11 protein-coding genes and 1 tRNA gene are annotated in these 19,116 nt (G+C 68.1%); 8 read left to right on the top strand and 4 right to left on the bottom strand.

Annotated elements, in window-relative coordinates; translation table 11 throughout:
- The first annotated feature begins 37 nt into the window (after positions 1-37).
- Positions 38-1,450 (top strand): glycine betaine/L-proline transporter ProP, encoded by a 1,413-nt coding sequence (proP, locus tag AB0B33_RS20555; protein WP_360773984.1) that lies wholly within the window; start codon positions 38-40, stop codon positions 1,448-1,450.
- On the opposite strand, the gene AB0B33_RS20550 is transcribed toward proP, so the two are convergent.
- Positions 1,447-2,631: an Ig-like domain-containing protein gene (locus AB0B33_RS20550; protein WP_360773981.1), complete on the bottom strand. Its 1,185-nt coding sequence runs from the start codon at positions 2,629-2,631 to the stop codon at positions 1,447-1,449. The genes proP and AB0B33_RS20550 overlap by 4 nt on opposite strands.
- A 166-nt stretch (positions 2,632-2,797) precedes the next feature.
- On the opposite strand from AB0B33_RS20550, the gene AB0B33_RS20545 reads away from it, so the two are divergent.
- Positions 2,798-2,870 (top strand) — tRNA-Lys (locus tag AB0B33_RS20545).
- A gap of 107 nt (positions 2,871-2,977) precedes the next feature.
- Here the strand turns inward: AB0B33_RS20545 and AB0B33_RS20540 are convergent.
- Positions 2,978-4,294: a tyrosine-type recombinase/integrase gene (locus AB0B33_RS20540; protein ID WP_360773978.1), complete on the bottom strand. Its 1,317-nt coding sequence runs from the start codon at positions 4,292-4,294 to the stop codon at positions 2,978-2,980.
- Positions 4,295-5,253: 959 nt separating this feature from the next.
- Here AB0B33_RS20540 and AB0B33_RS20535 point away from each other — a divergent pair.
- Positions 5,254-7,965, top strand: coding sequence for a tetratricopeptide repeat protein (locus AB0B33_RS20535; protein ID WP_360773975.1), 2,712 nt, complete (start codon positions 5,254-5,256; stop codon positions 7,963-7,965).
- On the opposite strand, the gene AB0B33_RS20530 is transcribed toward AB0B33_RS20535, so the two are convergent.
- Positions 7,950-8,846, bottom strand: coding sequence for a serine/threonine-protein kinase (locus AB0B33_RS20530; RefSeq protein WP_360773972.1), 897 nt, complete (start codon positions 8,844-8,846; stop codon positions 7,950-7,952). The two genes, AB0B33_RS20535 and AB0B33_RS20530, sit on opposite strands and share 16 nt — an antisense overlap.
- A gap of 6 nt (positions 8,847-8,852) precedes the next feature.
- Between AB0B33_RS20530 and AB0B33_RS20525 the strand changes: the two genes are divergently transcribed.
- From AB0B33_RS20525 to AB0B33_RS20510, 4 genes are read left to right on the top strand one after another with little or no spacing between them, the layout of a single operon-like run.
- A complete protein-coding gene (locus tag AB0B33_RS20525) occupies positions 8,853-10,454 on the top strand; it encodes a PD-(D/E)XK nuclease family protein (RefSeq protein WP_360773970.1) in 1,602 nt (533 codons plus the stop codon).
- Complete coding sequence (locus tag AB0B33_RS20520; protein ID WP_360773967.1) at positions 10,451-11,473, top strand: hypothetical protein; 1,023 nt, start codon at positions 10,451-10,453, stop codon at positions 11,471-11,473. The genes AB0B33_RS20525 and AB0B33_RS20520 overlap by 4 nt, the downstream gene beginning before the upstream one ends.
- On the top strand, positions 11,463-14,846 hold the full coding sequence (locus AB0B33_RS20515; protein WP_360773964.1) for a hypothetical protein: 3,384 nt from the start codon (positions 11,463-11,465) through the stop codon (positions 14,844-14,846). Before AB0B33_RS20520 ends, AB0B33_RS20515 begins: the two co-directional genes overlap by 11 nt.
- Positions 14,834-17,470, top strand: coding sequence for a DUF3962 domain-containing protein (locus AB0B33_RS20510; protein WP_360773961.1), 2,637 nt, complete (start codon positions 14,834-14,836; stop codon positions 17,468-17,470). The genes AB0B33_RS20515 and AB0B33_RS20510 overlap by 13 nt, the downstream gene beginning before the upstream one ends.
- Before the next feature lie 226 nt (positions 17,471-17,696).
- Here AB0B33_RS20510 and AB0B33_RS20505 read toward each other — a convergent pair whose 3' ends face one another.
- Positions 17,697-17,912, bottom strand: coding sequence for a hypothetical protein (locus tag AB0B33_RS20505; protein WP_360773958.1), 216 nt, complete (start codon positions 17,910-17,912; stop codon positions 17,697-17,699).
- Between the two features lie 67 nt (positions 17,913-17,979).
- On the opposite strand from AB0B33_RS20505, the gene AB0B33_RS20500 reads away from it, so the two are divergent.
- Positions 17,980-19,080 (top strand): hypothetical protein, encoded by a 1,101-nt coding sequence (locus tag AB0B33_RS20500; RefSeq protein ID WP_360773955.1) that lies wholly within the window; start codon positions 17,980-17,982, stop codon positions 19,078-19,080.
- The last annotated feature ends 36 nt before the right edge of the window (positions 19,081-19,116 follow it).

Here is a 19,116-nt window from a genome sequence, read left to right as displayed (position 1 = left end):
GCATGCGCGTCCCGGCAACCCGGTGCACCGTGTTCTGGTGGAACGTTCACGGCCGAAGCTGCGCACCCGGAAAAAACTGCGGTACGAGGACATCACCGTCGTCGACCGATCCCTGCTCAAGCGGGCGGTGGGAGCCGCCGCGCTGGGCAACGCCATGGAGTGGTTCGACTTCGGCGTCTACGCCTACATCGCCGACACCATCGCCGAGGTGTTCTTCCCGCCCACGGTGTCGCCCGGCGTCCGGCTGATCGGCACCTTCGGCGCGTTCACCGCCGCCTTCCTCATGCGCCCCCTCGGCGGCCTCGTCTTCGGACCGCTCGGCGACCGCATCGGACGGCAGAAGGTCCTCGCCGTCACCATGATCATGATGGCGATCGGCACGCTCTGCATCGGCCTGATCCCCTCGTACGCCAGCATCGGCGTCTGGTCACCGATCCTGCTCGTCGTCGCCCGCATGGTGCAGGGCTTCTCCACCGGCGGCGAATACGGCGGCGCGACCACGTTCATCGCCGAGTACTCCCCCGACAAACGCCGCGGCTTCATGGGCTCCTGGCTCGAGTTCGGCACGCTGTCCGGGTACGTGCTCGGCGCGTCCGTCGTCACCGGCATGAAGGCGTGGGTCCCCCACGAGACGCTGCTCGACTGGGGCTGGCGGGTCCCGTTCCTCGTCGCCGGCCCGCTCGGCATCATCGGCCTCTACATGCGGCTCAAGCTCGAGGAGACCCCGGCGTTCCAGAAGCACGCCGAGGAAGCCGAGAAGCGCGGCCGCTCCGGCGAGCCGTTCTGGAAGATGTTCACCGACTACTGGCCCGCGCTGCTCATCTGCGTCGGCCTGGTGCTCGTGTTCAACGTCACCGACTACATGCTGCTGTCGTACATGCCGACGTACCTGTCCGAGCAGCTGCACCTCGACGCGACCCACGGGCTGCTGCTGATCATCGTCGTCATGGTCGTGATGATGCTCATCATCATGGTCGGCGGCCGGATCACCGACCACGTCGGGCGCAAGCCCGTGATGATGGCGGGCTGCCTCGGCTACCTCGTGCTGTCGTGGCCGCTCATGCTGCTGGTGCACGACGGCGGCCTCGTCCTCACGTTCCTCGGGCTGATGGGCCTCGGCCTGCTGCTGCTCTGCTTCGAAGTGTCGATGCCTTCGGCGCTGCCCGCGTTGTTCCCGACCGCCATCCGGTACGGCGCGCTGTCCATCGCGTTCAACATCTCGGTGTCGCTCTTCGGCGGCACGACGCCGCTGGTGATGCAGTCGCTGATCTCCGCGACCGGCTACGACTACTGGCCGGCGTGGTACCTGATGGCGGCGGGCGCGATCGGCGCCGTCGCGGTGTACTTCAGCCGCGAGACGGCGAACAAGCCGCTCTGGGGTTCGGGGCCCGCGGTGGCGAGCGAGGCCGAGGCGCGGGAGCTGCTCCGCACCTCGGCCAAGGACGGCTAGTTGCCGGCGGTGCGCCACTCGTCCCAGGACAGCTGCCAGACGCTCCAGCCGTCGGTCGGCTCCAGCTTCGGGCCGCCGCTGTTCTGCACGGTGACGACGTCGCCCTTCTTGGACGTGTCCATCAGCCACTTCGTGTTCTCGGTGGACAGGTTCAGGCAGCCGTGGCTGACGTTGCTGTGCCCCTGCTGCCGCACCGACCACGGCGCGGAGTGGTAGAAGATGCCGCTGTAGGACAGGCGCACCGCGTACTGGACGAAGGTGCTGTAGCCGCCGGGCGAATCCTCCGGCACGCCGTAGGTGGCGGAGTTCATCGTGTAGCCGGTGTGCTCGCTCATGACGGTGTAGGTCCCGGCCGGCGTGTTGTGCCCGGGCTTGCCCATGGACGTCGGCATGGTCTTGACGACCTGGTCGTTGATCGTGACCGTCATCTGGTGCGTCCCGCCGTCGGCGACGGCGACGAGCTTGTCCCCGACCGCGCCGCTGACGCTCTTGTCTTCCCGGCCGTAGCTGCCGTTGCCGAGCGGCTTGCCGTAGACGGCGGCGTCGACCTTGATCTTGGTGCCGCTCTTCCAGTACTCCTTCGGCCGCCACGTGACCTGCTTGTCGCCGGACCAGCGGAACGCGCCCTCGGTGGCCGGCTCCGCGGTGATCTTGAGCGCCTTCTCGGCCGCGGCCTTGTCGGCGACGTTGCCGGTGAAGGTGAAGATCAGCGGCATCCCGACCCCGACGGTCTCCCCCTCGACGAGGTTCACCGAGACCCCCAGCTGCCGCGCGGGCCTGGCGGTGCTGAAGCTCGACTCCGTCGTGACCGGCTTGCCGTCGCCACCGGTCGCGGAGGCGGTCAGCTTGTAGGACTTGCTGTAACCGAGCGGCTCGGCGGAGTCCCACCCGGAGCCGTCGGCCCGCACCTTCCCGGCGACGACCTTCCCATCGGCCCCGGTCAGCTTCACGTCGCCGACCTTCCCGTCGGCAACGGTGACGCTCACCGGCTCCCCGGGCGCGACGTCCTTCGCATCCTTCGCAGGCACGACCGTCAGCACGGCGGGCTTCGGCGCCGGCTTGGGCGCGCTCGAGGACGTCTCCTTCGCCGGTGGTTCACTCGAAGGGCTACTGCTGCACCCACCCAAGGTGAGGCCGATCACCCCCGCGGCCACCAGCAGCCGCGCCTTCACACCCCGCATGCCCACCCGCCTGTTTCGCCGTCGATGTCCGACTACAGTGTGCCCGACCAGCCGCGACACCGGGGCGGCAACGCCCGAACCCGGTTGAAGGGACCCCCCTGAAACGGGGCCTGAACGGGGTGCTAATCTTTTCCACGTCGCCGAGGGAAGCCTCCGGCAGACACCGGCGCCATTAGCTCAATTGGCAGAGCAGCTGGCTCTTAACCAGCGGGTTCGGGGTTCGAGTCCCTGATGGCGCACAGTCGGAAAGCAAAGCCCACCAACGGTTTCCCTGCAATATCGGGGTCGCTGCTGATGGGCTTTGCTCGTATGTGCAGCCCGGGTGCAGCCGACGTGTCGCCCCGGTTCAGTGACTTGGCGTCACCACCCGTGCCCGTGGTGACCCGCTGCGCTGCTGGGGCACCACCACCTTGTGGATCTTGACCCCGCGCTGGTACCCGGCGCGCCGGACGAGCTCCGCCGTCGCATCCGCCGCCTGCTGCGCCAGGCAGGGCAGGACGCTGGTGTAGGTGTCGGCGGTGAGCACGATGCTGGAATGCCCGAGCAGGGCCTGCACCACCCGCAGCTCGTTCCCGGCCGCCAGCGACAGGGTCGCCGCGCCATGCCTCAGGTCGTGGAACCGGATCGGCGGCAGGCCGGCCTCGTCCACCAGAGCCCGGAAGGTGCGGGAGACGTAGCTCGGGCTCCACGACCGGCCCTGATCATGAGAGAACACCCAATCGCCGGCCGGATCCTGCCGGGCGAGCCGGCGCAGCAGAGCGGTCGTTCCCCGGTCCAACGCGACGGTCCGGCAGCTGGCGTCGGTCTTCGGCAGGCGCACACCGCGGCCATCACGTTCAACCAGCTGCCGCACGACCGCCAGTGTCCGGTTCGCCAGGTCGACATCGCACCACCGCAGACCGACCGCCTCTCCGCGTCGCAATCCCAGCAGGGCCGCCACGTGATACAGCGGGTATAGCTGATGATCGCAGACCTGCGCGAGGAACCTCGCGGTCTGCTCGGCCGTCCACACCGCGACAGCAGGACGTTCCCCGGTCCTCCGCCACAGCTCGACCCGGGCTTCGGTCCACACCACCGCCCGAGGCCGACGCGCCGAGGGCAACTCCACCCACCGCGCCGGATTGTGCGTGATCAATCCACGCCGGATCGCGCCGTTGAGCGCAGCCCGCAGCACCTCACGAATCCGCTGCACCGTGGTCGGCGACAACGGCCGCGACCGCATCGCGTTCGCCCGCAACAGGGCCGTGAACGCCGCCTGCACCGTCCCAATCGTCAGCTCCGACAGCGCGAGCCCACCCAACCGTGGCTGCAGATAGTCACGGATCAGTTGCTCATACAGCTGCCGTGTCGACGGCCGGAGGGCGCTCCTCGTCGCCAGCCACACATCCAGCCACTGGCCCACCGTCACCAGGGCCCGCCCGGGATCCACGTCGTCGCCCAGCCAGAACCCCCGCGCACGTTCCGCCGCGGCTCGCGACGCAAACCCGCCGCGCTGCACCCGCCGACGACCACCGTCCCGGCCGGCCGCCAGTTCAACCGCGAAATACCACCGTCCGTGACCACGCTCACCCAGCCGCGGACAACGCAACCCCCACCGGCGACCATCATCCGGATTGACACAACCACACCTTTTGAACACCCGCCCACCTGATCGCTTCGTCATGCTTCCTCCGTCCACAGAGCAGATCAACGCATCAACGATGCGCGTGTCATGAGCGACTCTCTAGTTGGACGACGCGACGAACTGCGCGAAAGCGTCCAGCACCTGCGAGCCCGGACATCCGAGGCAAGGCGAAATGAGGTGTACCCGATACCGTCGGCCTACACCCACTCACTCGTCGCAACTGTTCGACCGGCCCAGGACGCACAGACTGTGTGATCGCCCGAGCTGCAGACGGTCACTACCGTCAACGTTAGTTGCGCACCAGAGGCGAGATCGCCACGCGCGATCTAGTCGCGCAGGTCCGTGGCGGTCTGTAGTGACGGCCAGACGTCACGGGTGCGGGCAAGCCCGGCTCCTCGGGGCGTCGTAGCCACAAGGGCAGCTCGAAGACACGAAAGGCGGGGTGCAGGCTCAGCGATCTGTTGATCATTGCCGGAGAATCACCGCTAGCCGAAGATTTCTCACCTGGGCCGTCGCACCTGCCTAGCACCAATCTCCGGCGGTCCCAGCCTGCGGGTGTGGGATGCGTCGGGTCGGCCACCAGGACAGCAGCCGACCCGGCGACATACCACTGCTTCTCAAACGGTCCGGCAGCTCCGGAACGACGACGCGGGCTTGGGGCGTGCCGGGGTCGTCGGGCGGCCGGAGCGCCGACCCTGACGCGGCGGCCAAGACGGCCGGCGGTCGCCCAATCGGCCGGCCACACCTTGGGAATGACGGATCTTCTGCACCTGGTTCTCCTTGATCTTCAATATCCTGATCTTTCCTGCTGGGATTCTCGCAGGTCACGTCATCGTTGCAGGTGTGCGGCGCCGGGTATTCGCCGCGGTCGTGGGGCGAACGTGGGTCGGACGTGGGTCGACGCGCTGGCCACCGGATGCGAAGTGGTGCGAGGATCTGGCATCGGTTCGGTCGTACCCAGTCGCCGAACAAATCTTCCCGATTGTCAAGAGGGGTAGATGGAAATCCGCCTTTTGGGCCCCTTGGTGGTCTGTGTCGACGGCCGCGATGTCGTCATATCGTCGCCGATCGCCAAAGGCCTGCTCACTGTTCTCGTCCTCGCTCCGAACCGCACGATGCGCCACACCGAGATCGTGACCAGGCTCTGGCCGCATGACCGGGCTCCGCTCGATCGGGTCCGCGAGGCGCGTCGAGCGCTCGGCGAACGGCTGCCGGCGGTCAAGCCCAGAAACAAGAACCAGCAGTGCATGATCGACCTTTCGGATTGGTCAGTCGACTTCATCCGGTTCACGAGCGGGCTGACGGAGGCGAAACGGCTCGAGGGTCAAGACCGGGTGGAACGTCTGCGGAAGACCCTCGCCGAATGGCGGTCCGAGCCGCTCATGGAGGCGGATCTCGAGAAGTTCGACCTAAGCCGGGAACGCGAATACCTGGACGACCTGCACCGAGCGGCCTCTTGCGAGCTCCTTCAAGCGATGTCGGACTGCGGCGATATGAAAGGGTTTCGGAATACGGTGCACGACATCGTCCGTCGTTGGCCTCACGACGTCCCGTTGCTGAGTCTGGCCACCGACGTCCTGGCCGATGCGGAATCGGGCGCCCGGGCGGGAACCTTCCTGGACGGGCACATCCGGGAGCACGGCGACCCGCAAGGCCGCCTGGCCGAACTCCGGCCCCGGTTCGGGCCGCCGCCACCGACCGCCGCACCGCTCGCCGCGGTTCCGCATCAACTCCCCGGCTGCGACCCGGTGCTGGTCGGGCGGCAGGCGGAACTGGACGCCCTGAGCGAAGCACTCGTCTCGACCGACGACGGCGACACTCGTATCGCCGTGGTCTCCGGCATGGCGGGTGTGGGCAAAACCAGCCTGGTCCGCACCTGGGCCAAGGGTGTCGAAGACGCCGCGTTCCCGGGAGGGACGTTGTACGCGGACCTCAACGGATTCGGTGCGCTCTCGCCGGAAAACCCCGAGCAGATCCTGGCGAGGTTCCTCAAGGACCTCGACGTCGAGGCACCTACGAGCACTCTCGACGGGTTGATCACGACTTTCCGAACGGCGACCGCGGGCCGGGCAGTCCTCGTCGTACTCGACAACGCCCGGGATTCCGCCCAGGCCAGGCCCTTGCTCCCTGGAGCCGGGTGCTCCGTAGTCGTCACCAGCCGCCTCCGCTTGGAGAGCCTGATCGCCCGGGAGGGGGCGCGGCCTCTCGTTCTGCGGCCCCTGGCGCGGCCAGAAGCGGTCGCGATGTTGTCCGGGTCGCTGGGTGCGGACAGGATGCGCCACGCCGGGCACCTGGTCGGCGAAATCGCGGAGTTGGTGGGCGGACTCCCCCTGGCCCTCGCCGTGGTGGCCGCGCGGCTGGCCAGGCACCCCGCCGACGCGGTTCGCTCCATCCGCGACGCACTCCGCGAGACCAAGACCAGGCTCGACGCACTTTCCCTGGGGCGCGAGCCGGACTTGGACGTCCGGGTCGCGTTGTCCTACTCCCACGACGGGCTGACCAGCGCGGCCGCCGAACTGTGGGCCGTGCTCGCGCTGCACCCCGGCCCGACGATCAGCCTGGACGCGGCCGCGGACCTGGTGGGCAGGACCTGTACCGCCGAGATCGCGGAGCTCGTCGCGGCACATCTACTCGACGAGCCGGTCTATGAGCGGTACGCGATGCACGACCTCGTCCGTGACTACGGGCTCGAGCTCGCCGGCCTCCTCGAGCCAGGTCGCATCGAGGAGGTCGCTTCGGCCGCCTTCGAGTACCTCCTTCACCACGCTTGGGCTTGCGACCGGGCGCTCGTGCCCGACCGGGAGCTGCCCATACCGACGCCGGCCAAGGGCGAGGTGGCGGTGCCGCCGAGTGCGCAGGACGCCATGAGCTGGCTGGATGCTGAGTATTCGACGATCACCGCTGCCCTGCGCGCAGCGGTCGAGAGCGGGGCCGACCAGTACACCTGGCTCTTGGCGATGACGCTGGTGACCTACCAGTGGCGCCGAAGCAAGTTCGCCGACGCCGACCGCTATCTGCGCGAAGCGGCCGAAGCAGCAGGGCGGGTCGCCGGCCCGGCTGACGAGGCAATGGTCTACCGCATGCTCGGTGGATCTCGCTGGAATATGAAGCAGTACACGCTGGCCGAAGGCGCGCAACGGCACGCCGTCCGGCTGAGCGAGCAGGCCGGCGACGAGCGCGGCCTCGCCTACGGACACCTCGGACTAGCGACCATCTACTTGGCGCGCGACGAGCACCCAAGTGCCCACGCCGAGTTCGAGAAGGCCCACATGCTGTTCCGACGGCTGGCCGACGAGACCGGCGAAGCCGACGCGCTCAGCGGCCTCGCGCGGGTCGCACTGGCCGAAGGCGAGCACGATCGTGCTGCGCAGGCATGTTCAGAAGCCCGGCAACGGTTCGCCCAGGTCGGCGATGTGAACGCCGAAGCCGCCGTGCTGGTGGTGCTCGGCGACGTGCACGCGGACCGCGGAGACCTGCCACGGGCCGCCGCGACCTACGACGTCGCGATCTCCGCCTACCGGTCCTTGACCCGGCGAAGCCACGAAGCTCGGACGTTGGTTCGCCTGGCCGAAGTTCTCCGGCTCGACGGCCGCCAAGACGAAGAGGAACAGGCCTTGCGCCGCGCCCGCGCGCTCTACGACGAACTCGGCGACACCGCTGCCTTCGAACAGATCGACAACGTCCTGACGAAGGCTCAGGAGGCGTTCTGATGACGCGCCAGCCAGTACCTGAGCACGGGGTCGGGTTCGCGGCCCGGCCGGGGTGGCGCAGCGGGGCCCGGGAGAAGCCCGGCCAGCTCTCCGGCGACTTCGTCCGCACTCTGCGGGCGATCGGCGGGGTCCCACGCGATCATGCGGAACCCCACTGCGCGCAGTTGCGGTGCAAGCGCCGCGATCTCGGCCCTCAGCCGGTCCGGGAATGGTGGGTCCGGGGCCGGAGGAAGCCCTGTCTCGTTGGCATAAGGAAGATTCATGATCGCCAGCTTGAACAGCAGACAACCCAGCGAAAACACGTCCGACGCCACGGTCGCCGGAGCACCTTGCATGACCTCCGGCGCGGAATACCCGACGGTGCCTTGGGGCGTGGCTGCCACGTCGCGCCGAACCGCGCTGCCCAGGTCGATCAGCCAAACACGCCCGTCAGGGGCGATGAGCGTGTTCTCGGCCTTGATGTCGCGGTGGAGCCACTCCCGCGCATGCAACTCACCGAGGGTTCCGCACAGCTGGGCGATGATCGCGGCCGTTCGCAAGGACGAAACAGCACCCTCATCGGCCGCGAAATCCACGAGGTCGCGGCCACCGACGTCCGGCATGACCACGTACTGCCGCTTGATGTGGTCGCCGCCGGGGCGAGCCAGGACCAGGCCCGGTACTTCGCTCAGCTGACCCCCAACGGACCCCTCGTTGAGGATCTCGTTGCCGTATTCCTCGTAGCTGGCGGTGTCCTCGAAGAGGCGGGGCATCTGGATCTTGAGTACGAGGTGCTCCCCTGTTCGCCGGTCCCGGACACGGTAGGCCTCGCCTGAATTCCCATTCCCGAGTACGCCGTCCACAACGTAGCGGCCGTCGACTACCTCACCCGGATGAAACATCCCGGAATGCTCTCACGGAAGAAGGAAGAAATGACGTCATGGCGCCCCCCGGCCGGGGTGTCCGGTGATTCCGGCCTGATCAAGGTCTCGGTCGGGATGCTCGGGCCAGCGCGGTATCGCTGCCCGGCGCGCGACGCACTGGCGGCCCGGCCGCGCTACCGGGCCGACACACCGGTGCCGCGCAAGCCAGAGGTGCTGGAGACCTTCGCGAATGGCCCGTTCATGGACGTGCTCGACCTCGTCGAGCACCAAGGAGCCACCGTCGAGGACGCCCTCGCGAAGGTTGCCAGGCGCTCGATGCACGATTCGGTCCGGCAGTGGACCAACCATGCCGTCGACGGTTACCGCAAGGCGTTCCCGCCCGGTGAGGACGACGCGCTGAAGCCTCTGCGTGAGCGATGGGTCTACGAGACCGTGCTCACCCAGCCTGACCAGCGAGGAGCGCGGCAGTACCGGATCACCGTCTGGGGTCGCTGCTACCGATCCGCCGACGGCACCCTGCGTGAGGTGCGGCTGCCAGCGAACCGCCTCGACGGCCGGGCGAGGACCGATGCCGAGATCGCGGTCGCCGCGCTCGTCTTGGCGGCCGGCGGCCCGGGCACACCACCAGAGCACGTCACGATCCGCCAGTTCGGCATGCTTGACGGCCGTTCGGCCATCCTGTTCGACGGCTCGCGACAGGCCGCACTCGATCTGTACGCGGTGTCGGGCCGGACGGCGCTCGCCCAGCTCGTCGACGCCGGAGACCCCGTCGTCTACCGGCCGGGTGCTGCGTGTGCGGATTGCCCGTTCGCCGCGGTGTGCCCGGAACTTCGCCGGACCCCGGGCCTCCTCGGCGTCCGAAACCGCCGGCGTCCCCGTCGGAGCTGGTCCGCCACTTCGGCGCGCAACCACGCCACCTGCCCGGCTCGTGACTACGGCCGCAGACAGCGTCTGCCCGTCGACCAGCAGGTCGAGCGCGGGCCGGCCGCCGAACGCGGGCGAGCCGTGCACCGGTACCTCGAGAACAGGCACGCTGGAACCGCGTGCCGCTGCGACACCCGGATCCCCGTGGACTGGGTACCTCCCGGTTTCAGCCTGACCGAGGAAGACCAGAAACTCGGCGCGGTGCTCCTTCGCCACCACGCGGTCGTTTGCCCGGTCCGCCACACGAGCAAGCCCGCGGACCTCCGGGTGGAACCCGACCTCGTCTTCGACGACACCGACGCCGACACGGTCGTCCTGGCCAAGCCCGACCTCCTCTATCACGACGGGACCGCCTGGGTCTGGCGCGAAGTCAAGACCTCCGCCTCGGGGCGCCGTGGGACACGACCATGGATCGAGCAGTACCCACAGCTCGCCCTCGCCACGGTCCTCGCCGCCCGCGCCGAATTCGGGCTGGGGATCGGCCGGGTCGAGCTGGAGGTGCTCCGTCCGGCGGGCGCCGACCTCTACACGCTCGACCCGAGAACGCCGGAGGTGCTCGCGCATGCCGAGACCGTGGTACGCAAGTCCTTCAGCAGTTGGCAGAACGACGACAGCTTCGTCCCCGTGCCAGGACGCCACTGTTCCGGATGTGAAGTGGCCCAGTGGTGCACCGCAAAGGAAACGACCGAGGGTGCAGGATGACGGACGTGACGACCTTGCTCCACCACGTCGCCCGCGGCGTGAACGCTCTGTCCGATCGCGACAGTGCGGGGCCGTCGGTCCCGCCGTACCCGGACGAGAGCCAGTACGCGCTGGACTTGGTCGTCAGGGATTGCCTCGACCACGAACGCACGCCCCCGGCCGGAATACCGGAGCTCATCCGGTGGTGCACGGACCTCACGGCGCAGCACTGGCCCGCTCCATTCGGGCCTGCGTACAGAGGTCTCGCCCTGGTCGATCCGGTCCACCGCACCCGGACCCGGGCTTGCGCCGAGCTTGCCGGGCTGGCGGCCGTCGCCGACGAGATCATGACGGAGACGCTCGCCGATCTTTCCGACAGTGAGGCTGCAGAACGGCTTCGATTCCTGCAGTCACATGTACTCGTCGGACCGGACACCCAGCGGAAGCTGTTCATGGAGAATCCCAGGGAAGCGCACGTCGTGAAATTCGTCAAACCCCTCTACCGGCCGGCCTCGGCAGCGTGGATCGTCCGGGGCCGGGTCGCCCTGTGCGACTGTGGACTCCCCGCCCGGACGGACGATCTTGCGGGTGAAGACATGAGGTGGTGCGAGCGGGAGACCTGCCCACCAGGTGGCCGGACAGCGCAGCGATTCCCGGCCGCCCGAGTGCTTCTGCTCCATCCCGCGCTCCGACTCTTTGTCACGTTACCATCCACATTGGACATCCGGGTTCTCGACGGCTTCACATCGACGGGAGTCCCGGTACGGACGGTGGATCGCCCCACGCAACGCCGTGAAGTCTGCTTTCCCGGCCAGGATCCACTGACTTTTCGGAGCTACGACCGGCTTGTTCCGTCCGCGTTGGCCCTCGATGCCGCAGCCGACGGCGTAGACGTCGCAGTGATCCCGGATGGTTCCGCGATGACCGCGCCGGCTGCTCGTCAGGCCTTCGCGGACAACCTCCCGCCCGGTTCGCGGGTCGTTCTCGCAACCGAGAGCGAACTGCTGGCCGGCGCGCTCGAAAGGAACCATGATGCGTGACCCCGGAGTCGTGCTCGCGCCTGTCTTGCGCGACCTCGAAGAAGCAGGCCTCCGCAAAGAGCAGGCGGCTTTGCTGTGCGATGTCGAACTGGGCCTGCTGCTCCACCAAAGAACGAATCCCGACGAGGCTGCGGGCGGGGCCTGGGTCTTGTTCTGCGGCATCCCGTACGCGCGTGGCCGTGGGCTCGCGAGCACCGAGGAGGCGACGACCGCACTTCGCTCGGCGCGCTTCACGCTCTGGACGTTGCGCCGGCGCACCGCCTGGCACGATGCCTTGGCCACCTATCAAGAACTGGCCCGGAAGTTCCGAGCCTTCGACGTGCCGCGGCCGGACGTCCGGATCGTCCGGCTGCCGACCGAAGGCATCGCCGATGACCGGTTCGCCTCGTACGGCCGGCTGCTGGCCGCGGCGCCGCCGTTCGAGGGGCGCCCGGCGACCTTCGCCCGACGCGGGCCACACCGGTTCCAGGCCGGGCGGGCGACGGTACGCGTCGACCTGCCCGACACCGGGCACCTCCCCCGGCCTGCCGCCCACGACGTCGACCTCCGTCCGACGGGCAACGGCGAACCGATAACCGTGGTCTGGAACGACTTGATCACGACGGCGGAGAGCATGGACGCCGTCGAGTGCCACCACTGGGCGCGCCGACTGCGTTCGGTCCGGCTCCGCACGAAGGGCGACTCGACCTTCCGCCCTGACGGCGCTTTCACGATCGCGGGCGTCGAGCACCTCCTCGGCATCGTCGGTGCGGGGAAGAGCACGCTGCGCGACGTGCTGACGGTGCACCTCGCCCGGCAAAGACGCCGGATCACCGTCGTGGTCGGGGATGTCGCCGAAACCCTGGCGCTGGTCAGGCTCTACAACGTGCACACCGGCGGCAAGGCGGCACCTGTCCTAGGCGCGTCCGGAAAGGAACGGCACGCGCAGCGCATGCACCGCAGGCTCACCGGTCGCGGCGAGGCGAACGTCCTCGCCCACGACGACGCCGGGTTCGGGTACCTCAGCACCTCGTGCACGGTGAACGCCCTCATCGGCGACCCGGACGACGTCCTCGCGTTCAACCAGGCGCCATGCACTCGCCTGCACCGTCGCACCGTTCGGTCCGACGCCAAACGGGAGTGGTCGACGGCGCCGGTGACGTGCCCGTACTGGGCGGGGTGCCCGCGGCACCGCGGTGCGCACGAGCTGGTCTCGGCCACCATCTGGGTTTCGACCCCGGCCGGCCTAGTGGACGCCTCGGTGCCGCGGCCGCAGAACGCCGAGAAGATCCGCTACCTCGAGGCCGCCTGCCGGCGCAGCGACTTGGTGATCATCGACGAAGCCGACCGCGTGCAGATGCAGCTCGACCGGATGTTCGCCCCCGCGGTCGCCCTCGTCGGCGGCTCGGACAGCAGGTCGCTGCTCGACGATCTGGTCAGCCACAAGAACCGGGAGTTGTTCGAGGGCGCCCGCACGCAGCTGTCCCACCACGACGTCGAGGACTGGACGGCTGCGGTGAACACGATCACGACGACGACCGACAGGTTGTACGCGATGCTGGTCGCCGACCGAGGCCTCCGCGACTGGGTACGCACGGGCTACTTCAGCGCCTGGACCTTGCAGCTCCGGTTGATCGAGGAACGCTACCCCGACGATATGGTCGACGCGAACGAGCCCCGTCGACAGCTCACGGAACTGCTCGACGACTTCCGTGACAACCCGTTCGGGGATCGCGCGGGAGCCACCAACCAGGAGCTCACGGCGCTGGTCAACGAACTGCTCACCACCGGGCGCCAGCCTGCGACCCGGCGGAAACTAAGCGACTTCCTGGTGAAGTTGTTCGACCTGCCCTCGAAGCTGTCCGAGTTGCAACTGGCCTACGACGAGGATCAAGGGCGACCCGGGCCGGCAGGACGCCGACACAAGCCAGCACCGGATCCCGCGGATTGGCTGGACGAGAAACGGCGCCAGTTCGAGTTTACCCTGCTGCTCTCTGCGCTAGAACCGAAGCTGGCCCTGATGAACGCGATGTGGCCGCGGGTGGAATCAGTTCTGAAACTGGGCTTCAACGACATGTACCAGCGGCCGCCGGACTACGGCCCGATCGTCCCGGAAGCGCCGATGGGGAACGTGCTGGGCTTCCAGTTCATCGTGGACGGACCGCCGAGGCACGGAGTTCAGAGCGGAGAGCTGCGCTACTTCCGGTGCAGCGGGATCGGACGGGAGCTGCTCCGTGCGCTGCCGGAGCTTCCCCTAGTGGACGGCCGTCCTGGTACCAACGTGCTCTTGATGTCAGGGAGCAGCTGGGCGGGCAGCTCCAGCCGCTACCACGTGCCGGTGCCCGTCGGCACCATCCTGCTCCCGGAGGAAGAACACGTCGAAGCCGTGGTCGACGGTACCGAAATGCGCTTCGAATTCCTCCGGAGCGGACGCGGCGCCGAAGCGCTGCAGCTGTCCGGCGCCGGTCTCGACCAGCGACCGGACGTCCTGAGCCGGATGGTGACGCGTCTGGGTGAGCACGACCACGACGGCAGCATCCTGGAGCGTGAGCTTCGCCGCTGGCCGGATGCCCGGCGGAGGATCCTCCTGCTGGTCGGCAGCTATGAGGAAGCCGAACGGGCGGCCAACGCACTGCACACCCTGAGCCCGCGGTGGCGGGGGCGGGTACTGCGGCTCGTGTCGGACGACGTCGACGTCACCATCGGAAGCGACGACGAAATGCAGGCGCCTGTTCTGCGCCGCGGCGATGTCGACACCCTTCGCCACACCGATGCGGAAGTGCTCGTGGCACCGCTGCTCGCCGTCGAGCGCGGGCACAACATCCTGAACGACGACAAGGTCGCCGCCATCGGCAGCGTCTTCTTCCTGGCTCGGCCCAACCCCCGACCCGACGATCTGGGGCTCGCCGTCCACACGGTGAACGACTGGCTGGTGCGGTTCGCCGAAACCGCCGAGTTCGCCGAACGGCTGAGCGAAGCGGCAGATCTGGACAAAGGTGCCCTCGCACTCCGCAAAGAGGCACGAAGTCGCTGGTACCGGGCCCTCGCCCGATCGCTCGCCTGGACCTCGCTGGGGTCTGACCGCGATTCGGTGACGTGGGACTTGCTGGTGCTCATCTGGCAGGTCATCGGCAGGCTGGTGCGCGGCGGGGTGCCCGCCCGGGTCGTGTTCGTCGACGCCGCGTTCGCCCCGGAAACAGCCGCGGGAAGGCCGGCCGACGAGACGCCCGAGACCAGCCTGCTGCACAACATCCACGCCGTGTTGACGCCCTACCTGACACCGGACTCCACTGTGCCGGCCCACGACCGCTACATCGTCGACGCACTCTATCGGCCGCTCTGGGCGGCGCTGGACCGTCTCCTCAACGACAGGAACCCGGAATGCACTCCTTGATCACGCCGTGCGCGTACGAGCCCGATCCCAGCGCCGGCCCGTGGGTTGAAGACTTCCACGTAACGACATTCGCCGAGCAGTGGCGAAGCGAGCTGACCGACCTGTGCGCACTGGGCTGGCGCAGCCGGGATCCGTTCGCCGGGCTGCCCATCCGGAAACTCGACGGCCTTCTTCGCGCCGTGGCGCCGGGAGTACTCGCGACCGGACGCGGCGCCGCTGCCGACAGCACCGTGCCGTGGCTCTACGCACGCGAGCCGCTCCCGACTGACGTCGTCCTCCCCGCGTTCCTGAGCTGGGTCGCCGCGCTCCGGCCCGAGACCGAGCACCAAACCGCTTCCCGCCGCGTGCTCGACGCCGTCCGGCAGACCGAACCGGAGTGGTCAACGTCTCCGGTGGAGCTGTCCGGCACCGACATCTCCCCGGGCGGGACGGCATCACCCCATCAACGGCTCTACGCACTGCTGCCGGAACTGCTGGCTCTACGCCTGGCAGAACGTCCTTTCCGTGCCGAGGGGCAGGATACGGACATGTGGTTTCGGGCAGTCCGGCTCGAGCACGGGGCCGAGCTCGTGTCGTGGCCTCCTCAGACATTCCGGAAGAACGGCCAGGACCACCACTACTCGGCTCGGTTGCGGATCACGCTCCACACAGTCCCGTTCGCGCCCTCGTTCCGGGTGCACGTGTCGTCGGGAATCCGCCGGTGGGTGACCCGCACCCCGGTCTGGATTCCGCGCGGTCGCGGCGCCACTGTCCTGTTCGACCTGCCGTTCCCCTGGGACGGAGAGACCGGGAAGCGCCGTGTCCGGCTCGTCGGCAATGCGATGAAGTTCTCCCCTTCCGACGGGCGCTGTATGTGGCGAGGCCAGAGCCCCGTGGAGATCATCGACGATCTCGACATCGTCCGGCGGTTCCCGAAACCCGACGACCTCATCGCGGACCCGCGCGCCTGGTTGGACGGACAAGGTGACGTCGCCGCGGCGGTGGTCCACAGCACCATGATGGGAAAGCACACGATCGGTGCCGGCCTGATGCCCGGGGAACGGGCTCACCTCGACAAGTGGGTCGAGGCCGGGCTTCGTCCGTGGCTCCGCCGGGTGCCATCGCTGACCCGCGCGTTCCGCGTCACCAAGCCAGTCATGCTCCCGAAGGTGCCTAGAAACGACACTGCTCGACGTGCGACGGTCGAAATGCGAGCGGTGTCCGCACGGAGGGCCACGCTGCGCGCTGCGTTGGCGGGAGCGCCTCTGCACGTCGACATCGTCACCGTCTACCCGGAGACCCGCGAGCATCTGCTGCGTCAGCTCGCCGAGTTGCTCGGGGTGACTGATCTCGGCGAAGGCAACCTACGCCGCTGGTCCGTGGATGGCCTCGACGTCGACCTCGTGCTGTCCGAGTCCGGTTCTCTCGCCACGGCGCTGAAAGCGCCGCCGGACGTGCAGGACAAAGGCACCGGGGCCGATGAGGCCCAGCGCGCACGACGAGCGTCCGTCGCCGCGCGGTTTCCTCTTCGCACGGGACGGCCGGGCCTCGCCTTGGTCGAGATCCCCGGTCCCGATCGGTTCACCAGCCCCGGAACAGACCCGAAGTTCGCCTTGCGCCTCGGGTTCGCGGACACCGGGCGGCTCTCCCAGTTCATCAAGATCGCCGAGGACGACGCCGACGATCAAGCGATCCGTGCCGACGCCGCGTGCCGAGACGGGCTCCGCCAGCTCGGCGCCTCGTCAGCGCCAGCGCACCGGGCAGGAACGGGAGTTCCGCAGAAACTCCAGTACGTCGCATTGTGGGTGGCGCGCAAACAGGCCACCGCACAGACGAAGCGCTCCAGTCGGCACCTCGTCGCGGTGCGAATCCGGCCCGCCGACCCGGAACATCCGGTCCGGGCCTGGGACGACCGCGCGCAGGACTGGATTCCCTACGCTGACTTCCTCGTCTCGCTCGCGGCCGGCTCAGATGCCGAACCCAACGCTCTGTGGCGGCCTCCGACGGCCGAGGACGAGCGCACCGACGTGGAACGGCGCGTGCGCGCCATTCTCTTCCAGGTCCGGGACCGGCCGACACTCCTGATGGCAAACGCCGGAAACATGCGGGACTCGTGGCGGTGGCTGAGCAATCGCACCCTGGTGCGGGACATGCTCGGCTTCGCGAGAGAACCGGATCAACGATTGGGCGCTTTCGGCGAGCACCTGCGGGTTGTCCTGCTACGCGACCGCAACGGCAGGGACGAGGTCCCGCAGTGGTATGCGCCGGGGAAGGACAACGACACGCCCGGCTTCGGCACCGGCCTCTGGGCGTCGCCGGACGCTTCGCTGGACAATCGGGTATTCGCGAGCACGGCCGACGTTCCCAGCACCTTTCCCAAGATTGCCCGTGGGCTCCGCAAGCTCGGCCGGGAGCCTGGCCGGGCTCCCTCGGCCACGGTGACGGCGTGGAACCCGCAGTACCTTGAATTGACCGTCCTGGGTTGCCCATCGCAGGACACCCCAGTGACGTGGGCAGCGATCACGCACCAAATGAGGTTCCATGACGACTACGTCCCGCTGTCACGTCCACTGCCGATGCACCTGGCGAAGCTCGCAGAGCAGTACCTGAATCCGCAGCCTGCGGAAAGAGATTCGCCAGAATGACGACATGTGGTTGTCGCCGGTCGGCACTGCGGCGACAACCACACAGGCGCAGTCGAATTGCTGCCACCCCTTTCTTAGTCGTCGACAGACAACTTCCTCCTCCTGAACGCCTCCAGACACTCTTCCGAGACAGCTGCCCCCCCCCCCCCATTTACTCATGTGCCCGCCGGCGGTGGACGCTACTCGCGACCACCCCTTGACAAGAAAAACCTCCGCGTCCGCAGCTCTAGATGCATATACGACAGCCGCCGGCGCCGTCGTAGTTTTCCAGCTGCCGCCATAGCTCGGTCAGCTCGTAGTTGTGTGCCAGGGCCAGCCGAGCAGTCCATCGTTGATCGGCTTGGGAAGGCGCACTCCTGAGTGCCATGCCGATATCGGCCAAGGGGCGATCCACCTGCTGGGTCTTCGGGGGCCGACCGACGCGATCGTCGTCCTGGAGCAAGCACCCCAGGTTGGCAGGTAGGGTCGGTAAAGGAAACCGGTCAGCCGACCGTCACAGGAGCGCGATCATGACCAAGAAGTTCCGGGACCTGTTCAGCGCGGTGGTCCCGGCAGACCGGCTCGACCGCCTGTTCGCACAAGCGGCCACCGGCCCCGGTCACGAAGCCGCCCGGGCGCTGATGAACGGCATCTTCGAGAACTTCGTCGACGTCGACGGCAGCTTCGTCAAGGAGTTCCAGTCGACTGGGTTCTCCCCGCGCGTGCTCGAACTGGCGCTCTTCGCCTACCTCGAGGAGCAGGATCTCCCGCTCGACCGCAGCGCGCCCGCACCCGACTTCGTCGTCCGAGGCGACCACCCGGTCGCGATCGAAGTGACCACCACCAACCCTGCCCAGGATTCGCGGCCGCTCGGCACGCAGGTGGCACCGTCGTGGCTGCCGGACGACCCGGACGCGGCCGATCAGGAGTTCGTCTTCCAGCTCGGCAAGGCTCTCCGCCGGAAACTGACGCACGGTGTCGAGAAGGGCCGTGCCTACTGGCAATTGCCACACGTCGAGGGCGTTCCCTTCGTGATCGCCGTCGGTGCCTTCCATAGCGAACACGCTCAGATCCACCCCGACGGCCTGCTGGCCCGCTACCTCTACGGCTTGGACCAGACCTTCAGCCACGACGAAGTCGGTAATCTCGCCATCAGCCAGCATGAACTGACTGAGCACCGCTGGTCGGCGAGGCCCAAACCCCTTCCGAGCGGTTTGTTCAAGCAGCCCGAAGCCGCCGCCCTCGCCGGTGTGCTGTTCAGCAACTCCCACACCATCGGGAAGTTCAACCGCATCGGTGTCGAACAGGGCCTCGGCAACGACGAAACCACGCTCGTGCGCGTCGGCACCTGCTACGACTACACGCCGAACTCCGCCGGCCCCGCCAAGTTCGCCTACGTTGTGGGCGAACGTCCCGACGAGCAAGAGACCTTCGCCGAAGGGCTGACCTTGTTGCTCAACCCCTGGGCAACGAATCCGCTCGACCCCGAAGCCCTGCCGGGGATCGTCGTTACGGCCCCACGGGACGGCGACGGTCTCTTGGAGTCCACGTTTCCCACCGGGTTCCGGCCCTTCACCTCGAAGACCATGGTGCTCGAGGTATCGAGCGACGAGCCCGCGACGGAGGCCTGAGCCTCAGCTCGCCGGGACTGAGGGTGGCGTTGGCAG

Origin of the sequence: Amycolatopsis sp. NPDC049159, from assembly GCF_040648295.1 — a bacterium.
GTDB classification, from domain to species: domain Bacteria; phylum Actinomycetota; class Actinomycetes; order Mycobacteriales; family Pseudonocardiaceae; genus Amycolatopsis; species Amycolatopsis pretoriensis_A.
The sequence above is the reverse complement of the archived record's forward strand: the minus strand, read 5'-3'. Positions and strand labels throughout refer to the sequence as shown.